This window comes from Pseudoalteromonas sp. SG41-1 (assembly GCF_014164575.1).
Classification (GTDB): domain Bacteria; phylum Pseudomonadota; class Gammaproteobacteria; order Enterobacterales; family Alteromonadaceae; genus Pseudoalteromonas; species Pseudoalteromonas rhizosphaerae.
The window spans coordinates 1-751 of the sequence record NZ_JACJFL010000113.1; the positions used below are offsets into that span (position 1 = coordinate 1).

Consider the following 751-nt stretch of genomic DNA (forward strand, 5'->3'; position numbering starts at 1 on the left):
CAAGCACTTGATTGGTCTGATGATGAAGTAATTGAACGCTGGTATCAACTTTATAACGGCCATGTTTTAGTTGATCGTTACTTAAATGGTGAGCAGCTAGATAAGGCGAGTGTGCTCTTTTTTGATGAGATCATCGCTAAATGGCGCGCAAGGCTTTATGACATCAGCTGGTATATGAAAAACCTTAATGAGTACATTGCCCGCGAGGCCAATAAGGAAGATAACTGCACGGGCAAGTACTGGGAAGGGCGCTATAAGTCACAGGCATTATTAGATCAAACCGCAATACTCAGTTGCATGGCCTACGTTGATTTGAATCCTATCAGAGCAAACATAGCCGATACGCTTGAAGACAGTGATTTTACCTCAATTCAAGAGCGTATAGCGCATTTCAAAGCCTTTACCACAGACACTGTCAAAGCAAATAAACCCCTCAAACAAAAAGATACTGTTCAACATGAAAGTCAACCAGCACAGCTAAAGCAATTTGGTGGTAATCATATTAAAGGCACGATCCCCTTTGCCTTACTGGATTACATTGAATTAGTCGACTGGAGTGGCCGCCAGATAGATCCAAAGAAAAAAGGGCATATCAACAAAAGCATACCAAAAGTGCTCCTGACGTTGAATATAGAAGAAGCGCAATGGCTTGAATCAATTCAACGTTTCAGGCAGCAGTACTCAAATTTTGCAGGCAGCAAACAACGGTTAAAGCAGCAAGCCGCCAGCAACGATGTAAAATGGTACAAAG

At 42.2% G+C, this 751-nt stretch carries 1 protein-coding gene; it reads left to right on the forward strand.

Annotated features, from left to right (window positions below):
- Positions 1-751: transposase (locus tag H5203_RS22510; protein ID WP_182820378.1), on the forward strand; the 751-nt coding region annotated here is incomplete at both ends.